This is a genomic window from Flavicella sp. (assembly GCF_029238425.1).
Classification (GTDB): Bacteria; Bacteroidota; Bacteroidia; order Flavobacteriales; family Flavobacteriaceae; genus Flavicella.
The window spans coordinates 1-7,062 of sequence record NZ_JAQWGB010000006.1 but is presented as its reverse complement, the minus strand read 5'-3'; the positions used below and the strand labels follow the sequence as shown (position 1 = coordinate 7,062).

Sequence of the window (7,062 nt, the reverse complement as noted above, 5' to 3'; positions counted from 1 at the left end):
TGACGTTTGGCATCCTCCAACATAGTAATATGCCCTGCATGCAAAAGGTCAAAGGCACTAAAGGTAATTCCAACTTTCATAGGCTAGGTTTTGAATTAATTGTGCAAAAATAGGGTATTATTTTAACATATGTTAGCGCTTCATTTAATCATTTCATTAAAAACACTTTACACCACCGATTCATAAGAAAATCTATTTTTAATTATTCAAACAAATGGATATAAAAAAACTGTAATTATCACACTTAAACCAACAGACTACATTTTTCATCTTCTTCATGTTTTCTAAAAAAGGAACTCAACAAAGAACAATTAGATCCAACAGGAAACAACAGTGTGTGGGGGGCTTTTGCAACAATTCAAAAGGCTCAAGAACTTCTCAGAGACCACACTTCGGCAGTAGTTCGACAAGCTCACCAACCAGCTCAGTGTCCACTGCAAATCAACTAAGCCTATTGGTTCTGTCAGTTCGAGTGCTTCGACAAAGGAGAAGTGTATCGAGAACTATGTAGATCGAAACTTAAAAACTTCTCGATACTAAATTCTTCATTTCATTCATAATTTTACTCGAAGTGACAATTGGCTAACTCATATTTTATTGTACGCACAAAATCGATGAACAGATTATCGAACGAGTTGGAAATGACGGTGTGGGTTGAGACTTTGACGAAGAAGAAGACGAAACAGTACTCCTCTTTTGGAATAGTAGGTCCCGTTGTAATAAAATGACTTCGACAGGCTCAGTCTCCGGCTTCCGTAAACTAAGATCACTATCTAGAATATCGAATTGCAATTGAAGGGTAATAATTACTCTTTTATCTTTTCAAGCATTTTAATTAAGGAATCTTTCCAATAGGGAACCTCAACATTAAACTGCGTTTTTATTTTTGACTTATTCAAAACACTATACAAAGGTCTTTTAGCAGGTGTTGGATATTGTACAGTTTCTATGGCATTCGCTTTTACGGAAATAGTATTTAATTCAAAAATAGCTTTTGCAAAATCATACCAAGAACAGACTCCTTCGTTAGAATAATGATATACCTCAACCTCTTTGGTTTTTAACTGAGGAATAATATCTAAAATCGCCTTTGCCAAATCTCTTGCGTAAGTTGGTGTTCCCACCTGATCAAAAATAATTCCTAATTCGTCTCTATCTCTTCCAAGACGCATCATCGTTTTTACAAAATTATTACCATAACTAGAATACACCCAAGAAGTTCTAATAATGATGGAGTTCTCTGGTTTTATTTGTTTCATGACCAATTCACCATCCAACTTTGTTTTTCCATAGACAGATTGTGGATTTGTTTTATCTGATTCGATATACGGTTGGTAGTTTGTTCCATCAAACACATAATCCGTAGAAATTTGAATCAACTGTATATTTTGATCTTTGGCTATTTCAGAAAAATTTTTCACCGCTAGATGATTGATCTCATCAGACAATGCTACATCAGATTCTGCTCTATCAACCGCAGTATAAGCAGCACAATTGATAATGACATCTATTGAATTCTCAGCAACAAAAACTTCTACCTTTTCATGATTCGTAATATCCAAATCCGAAGAGTCTGTAAAATAAAAGTTATAATTTGAATATTTAAGTGCTACATCTTTTATTTCGGAACCCAATTGTCCGTTTCCACCGGTAACTAATATATTTGTCATTTGTTTGTTTTTTTTAGAGGTTGTTTTCCGGGAAATCGTTAATTCGGGAGGTCAGGAGTTCGTGAAGTCGATTTTCAATATGTCACGAATTCACTAATTCACCGCATCACGGTTTCACTTTTATCGGGAGGTCGGGAGGCCGAGAATTCGTGAGGTCGGATTTCACTACTCCACGACATCACGGTTTCACTTCTTCACTTAACTTTTTCTTTAATGCTTCCCTTAACCGATACAACATTTTATTTATATTTTCAATCTCAACAAAAATAGCCTGATGACTTATACCATACCCTAATTTATCAGCAATGATAAGCTGGGTTTCTAATTCACTCAATGATCCCTGTGCAATGGATAAAAAACGTATATATTCTTTTGTAGAATTTCTTCCAGCTCCTTCAGCTATATTGGATGGCACCGAGACAGCAGCTCTTTGTAACTGAGATATCAATCCATACTTCTCATGCTTAGGAAACTTTTCACATATTTTATAAACAAGAACCACTAAGTCGATACTCTTTTTCCAAACATCAAGATCTTTATGTGTCATTCTTTTGGATATTTTTAGTTTACTTTCCGGGAAGTCGTGAGGACGATTTCCAACATATCACGACATCACGGTTTCACTATCTCATTTTTTCGGAACACCGTGAATTCGCTTTTCGCCATATCACTACTTCACGACATCACCACCTCACCCACTCTAATACAAATCCTTCTCAAAATGAAAATACTCTGCATTTTCAAAGCTAGGCTGTTTTCTGTCTTTCTCCGACAACTTCATTTCCTCTACTTTTAATCCCCAATCAATCCCAAGCTGTTCCTCTTTAAAATCAATACCTCGATCACACTCTGGACTATAATAGTTATCTACCTTGTATGCAAAAGTTGCTTCCTCGCTCAAAACCACAAATCCATGCGCAAAACCCCTTGGGACTAACAATTGTTTATTATTCTCTCCAGTCAATTCAACCGCAACATGTTTCCCAAAGGTAGGAGAACCTTTTCGAATATCCACAGCAACATCCAACACCTTTCCTGTGATCACACGAACCAATTTAGTTTGTGCATGCGGAGGCAGCTGATAATGCAAACCTCTTAAAACTCCAAACGTTGATTTCGACTCGTTATCCTGGCAAAACCCTATTGTATAACCAATAAAATCCTCTAATTTATCCTGACGAAATGTCTCCGTAAAATATCCTCTGTCATCTCCAAAAACATTGGGTTCGCAGATAACAACCTCTGGTATCTCTGTTCTAGTAAACTTCATTTTCTCCTTTCACTCTGTTTATTAAATATTGTCCGTAACCATTTTTCTTCAAGGGCTCCGCTAGCTTCAATACTTGCTCTTTGTCGATATATCCCATCTCATAGGCTATTTCTTCAATACAAGCCACTTTCAACCCTTGACGGTTTTCAATCGCTTGAATATAATTAGAAGCTTCTAATAGTGACTCGTGCGTACCTGTATCCAACCATGCAAACCCACGTCCCATTACTTGAACTTTTAAATCTCCTTGATCTAAATACGTTTGATTGACAGTTGTAATTTCTAACTCACCTCTATGACTTGGTTTTACTTTTTTTGCAACATCAATAACCGAGTTAGGGTAAAAATACAAACCGACTACTGCATAATTACTTTTTGGCTTTTCTGGTTTTTCAACTATGCTCAAAGCGGCACCTTCTTTATCAAAATCCACTACCCCATAACGTTCAGGGTCCTGCACATAATACCCAAAAACCGTTGCTTTTTCCTCCTCTTCAACGTTTTTCAGTGACGAAGCTAGTAATTTTGTAAAACCATGACCGTAGAAGATATTATCACCTAAGACCAAACAAACATCATCATCACCAATAAATTCTTCTCCCAACAAAAACGCTTGAGCCAAACCATCAGGGGAAGGCTGAACTTTATATGAAAATTTCATCCCTAATTCTTCGCCTGTTCCCAATAATTTTTTAAAATTGGGTAAATCGTCTGGTGTTGATATAATAAGCACTTCTTTGATCCCTGCCAACATTAATACAGACAATGGATAATAGACCATGGGTTTATCATTGATAGGCAATAATTGTTTAGAAGTTGCCTTTGTTAATGGATATAATCTTGTCCCAGATCCTCCAGCTAAAATAATTCCTTTCATATTATTTTTGTTTTATTGATTAGACTTCGACAAGCTCAGCCAGAAAACTTCGACAAGCTCAGCCAGAAAACTTCGACAAGCTCAGCCTACAAACTTCGATAGTAGTTCGACAACCTTCGACAGGCTGAGGATTCAACCTTAATGATCTCTTCAATTTCAACTTTAAGCACCCTGAGCTTGTTTAAAAATGAAACGAAACTAGATTTACATATCGTTATCGTGTCACCCTAATGAGACTTCGACAAGCTCAGCCTCCGAATTACTTATTTATATTGTTTTTTATAATAATCTTCATAAGCACCACTTACAATGCGCTCCATCCAAACGGTATTAGACAAATACCAATCAATCGTTTTTGACAATCCTTGTTCAAAGGTCACAGAAGGTTTCCAACCTAATTCTTGATTTATTTTTGAAGCATCGATGGCATAACGCAAATCATGTCCAGGTCTATCCTTAACATAAGTAATCAATTGTTCACTCGTTCCTTTTCCTCTTCCTAATTTTTCATCCATTTGAACACATAGTAATTTGATCAAATCGATATTCTGCCACTCGTTGAATCCACCAATATTATAGGTCTCCTCATTTTCTCCTTTATGAAATACTAAGTCAATTGCTATGGCATGATCTACCACATACAACCAATCTCTCGTGTATTTCCCATCTCCATACACAGGTAAAGCCTTGTTATTAATAATATTATTAATAAACAAAGGGATTAATTTTTCAGGGAACTGGTTGGCCCCGTAATTGTTAGAACAATTGGAAATTACGTAAGGCATTCCATAGGTTTCTCCATAAGCTCTTACAAAATGATCTGAACTCGCTTTGGAAGCTGAATAAGGTGAATTTGGATCATAAGAAGTCGTTTCTGTAAACAAACCTGTTTCTCCTAAAGTTCCATATACCTCATCCGTACTTACATGATAAAATAATTTATCTTGCCATTGATCCTGCCATAAATTTTTAAAAGCATTTAACAAAATCATGGTTCCTAATATATTCGTCTTTGCAAAAGCCAAAGGATCTGTAATAGATCTATCTACATGAGATTCCGCTGCCAAATGGATCACTCCATCAAACTGATTTTTTTCAAATAAATCATTGATATAGCTTTCATCAGTGATATCCCCTTTTAAAAAAGTGTAATTTGAGGCATTCTCAATATCCGTGAGATTTTCTAAATTCCCAGCATAAGTCAAGGCATCTAAATTATAAATTTGATACTCTGGATAAGTGTTTACAAATAATCGAACCACATGAGATCCAATAAATCCAGCTCCTCCCGTAATTAATATTTTCTTTGACATTTTAGTTTAATTTATATTACAAAGAGGCATCCGCTAGGTCCTCTGATAATATATTTTTCACATCATAAATCACCGAGTTCTCATTTTTCAAAGAAGAAAACTCAATTTGTTTGAATTCTGCATGTGCTACCGTTAATACAATGGCATCAAATGTTTTACTCGGCAACTCTGTCACGGCATTCATTCCATACTCATTCTTAACTTCTTCCGGCTTTGCCCAAGGATCATAAATAGTGATATTTGTATCATACTCTTGTAAGGACGAAACCACATCTACCACTTTTGTATTTCTAATATCTGGACAATTTTCTTTAAACGTGATTCCAAGAATTAAAATTTCAGCTTTATTCACTTTAATTTCTTTTTGAATCATCAGTTTCACAATTTCAGAAGCCACATAAGCTCCCATCCCATCGTTCATTCGCCTACCTGCTAAAATAATTTCTGGGTTATACCCAAATTCTTGGGCTTTTTGAGCCAAATAATAAGGATCTACACCAATACAATGACCCCCAACTAAACCTGGCCTAAAAGGCAAAAAATTCCATTTGGTTCCGGCTGCTTCTAGTACATCATTGGTATTGATTCCCATCCTATTAAAAATCTTGGCCAACTCGTTTACAAAAGCAATATTAATATCTCTCTGAGAATTTTCAATAACCTTTGCAGCCTCCGCAACTTTTATACTTGAAGCTAAAAATGTCCCTGCAGTAATCACAGATTTATACAACGCATCCACTTTTTCTCCGATTTCTTCCGTAGAACCCGAAGTCACTTTTAATATTTTTTCTACCGTATGCTCTTTGTCACCTGGGTTGATACGTTCTGGAGAATATCCCACATAGAAATCTTCATTAAACTTCAATCCAGATATTTTTTCTAAAACAGGTACACATTCCTCTTCTGTTGCCCCTGGATACACTGTTGATTCATAAACAACAATATCTCCTTTTTGCAACACAGCCCCTACAGTTTCACTTGCTTTTACTAAGGGAACTAAAACAGGACGGTTATTTTTATCAACTGGCGTTGGAACCGTTACAATATAATAATTGCAATCCTTTAATTCCCCCACAAGATTAGAACAAAACAAGCCTTTCTCTTGAGTATTTTCCTTCTTCAAAACTTGTTGCAAAGTAACATCATCAACTTCCAAAGTAACATCTATTCCTGAATTCAACTCATCAATTCTATTTGTATTGATATCAAAACCGACAACTGAGTATTTGGTAGCAAACAATCGCGCTAAAGGAAGGCCTACATAGCCCAAACCAATTATACCTATCTTTTTTATCTCCAATTTGTTTCTTTTTAATTTTTAAAAGGATGCTCAGAAATGGGCATATCCGCAAACTTGTGATATTTCCCTTCCTCTTTTTCACTTAACTCAGCATTCCTAATTTGATGTACGATATCAATGGACTGTCTTGCATCTTCCAAGCCAAAACCTTTTCCATCCAAAATATCCTGATAACTTTTAGTGTGCAACTCCGTAAAACCACCACTAAATTCTATTTCTTCTCCTTCAACTGTAATCGACCTGTAGGTTCTCTGTCCTTTTTCTTTTATTGCTGCAGGCAACGCATCATAATCGATGGATAAAAACCATTTGACTCTTGCTTGCTCAAATTCTAAATATCCTGCAGCTCTATCATGTGTATGTAAATGCACTATATTTTCTTTCACATCTCCAAAAACCCAAGAAAGCATATCATAAAAATGAACCCCAATATTAGATGCAATTCCACCCGACTTTGAAACGTCACCTTTCCAGGAAGTAAAATACCAATGACCTCTTGAGGTCAAATAAGTTAAATCTACATCGTATATTTTGTCTTTAGGACCGTTTTTAATTTTATCACGTAAAGCAATGATACTTTCATGCAAACGCAGTTGTAAGATCGTATACACTCTATTACCCGTTTCTTTTTC

At 35.8% G+C, this 7,062-nt stretch carries 7 protein-coding genes and 1 pseudogene; all 8 read right to left on the bottom strand.

The features are described from left to right. Positions 1-80: pseudogene (locus P8H68_RS00360) on the bottom strand (glycerol-3-phosphate cytidylyltransferase); the annotation flags it as partial. Positions 81-806: 726 nt separating this feature from the next. Next, positions 807-1,670: a dTDP-4-dehydrorhamnose reductase gene (rfbD, locus tag P8H68_RS00355; protein WP_300320122.1), complete on the bottom strand. Its 864-nt coding sequence runs from the start codon at positions 1,668-1,670 to the stop codon at positions 807-809. A 178-nt stretch (positions 1,671-1,848) separates the two neighbouring features. Further along, positions 1,849-2,217 (bottom strand): four helix bundle protein, encoded by a 369-nt coding sequence (locus tag P8H68_RS00350; RefSeq protein WP_300320119.1) that lies wholly within the window; start codon positions 2,215-2,217, stop codon positions 1,849-1,851. Positions 2,218-2,370: 153 nt separating this feature from the next. Continuing rightward, a complete protein-coding gene (gene rfbC, locus P8H68_RS00345) occupies positions 2,371-2,940 on the bottom strand; it encodes a dTDP-4-dehydrorhamnose 3,5-epimerase (protein WP_300320117.1) in 570 nt (189 codons plus the stop codon). Then, complete coding sequence (rfbA, locus tag P8H68_RS00340) at positions 2,927-3,817, bottom strand: glucose-1-phosphate thymidylyltransferase RfbA (protein WP_300320115.1); 891 nt, start codon at positions 3,815-3,817, stop codon at positions 2,927-2,929. The genes rfbC and rfbA overlap by 14 nt, the downstream gene beginning before the upstream one ends. Before the next feature lie 263 nt (positions 3,818-4,080). After that, on the bottom strand, positions 4,081-5,130 hold the full coding sequence (rfbB, locus tag P8H68_RS00335; RefSeq protein ID WP_300320112.1) for a dTDP-glucose 4,6-dehydratase: 1,050 nt from the start codon (positions 5,128-5,130) through the stop codon (positions 4,081-4,083). A gap of 16 nt (positions 5,131-5,146) precedes the next feature. Further along, positions 5,147-6,430 (bottom strand): nucleotide sugar dehydrogenase, encoded by a 1,284-nt coding sequence (locus P8H68_RS00330; RefSeq protein ID WP_300320110.1) that lies wholly within the window; start codon positions 6,428-6,430, stop codon positions 5,147-5,149. A gap of 11 nt (positions 6,431-6,441) precedes the next feature. Next, on the bottom strand, positions 6,442-7,062 hold a 621-nt coding region (locus P8H68_RS00325; protein WP_300320108.1), incomplete at its 5' end, for a Gfo/Idh/MocA family oxidoreductase.

Bases quoted from the DNA above. Each gene is read 5' to 3' on its own strand.
- rfbD (WP_300320122.1), bottom strand. From the start codon at position 1,670: ATGACAAATATATTAGTTACCGGTGGAAACGGACAATTGGGTTCCGAA.
- P8H68_RS00350 (WP_300320119.1), bottom strand. From the start codon at position 2,217: ATGACACATAAAGATCTTGATGTTTGGAAAAAGAGTATCGACTTAGTG.
- rfbC (WP_300320117.1), bottom strand. From the start codon at position 2,940: ATGAAGTTTACTAGAACAGAGATACCAGAGGTTGTTATCTGCGAACCC.
- rfbA (WP_300320115.1), bottom strand. From the start codon at position 3,817: ATGAAAGGAATTATTTTAGCTGGAGGATCTGGGACAAGATTATATCCA.
- rfbB (WP_300320112.1), bottom strand. From the start codon at position 5,130: ATGTCAAAGAAAATATTAATTACGGGAGGAGCTGGATTTATTGGATCT.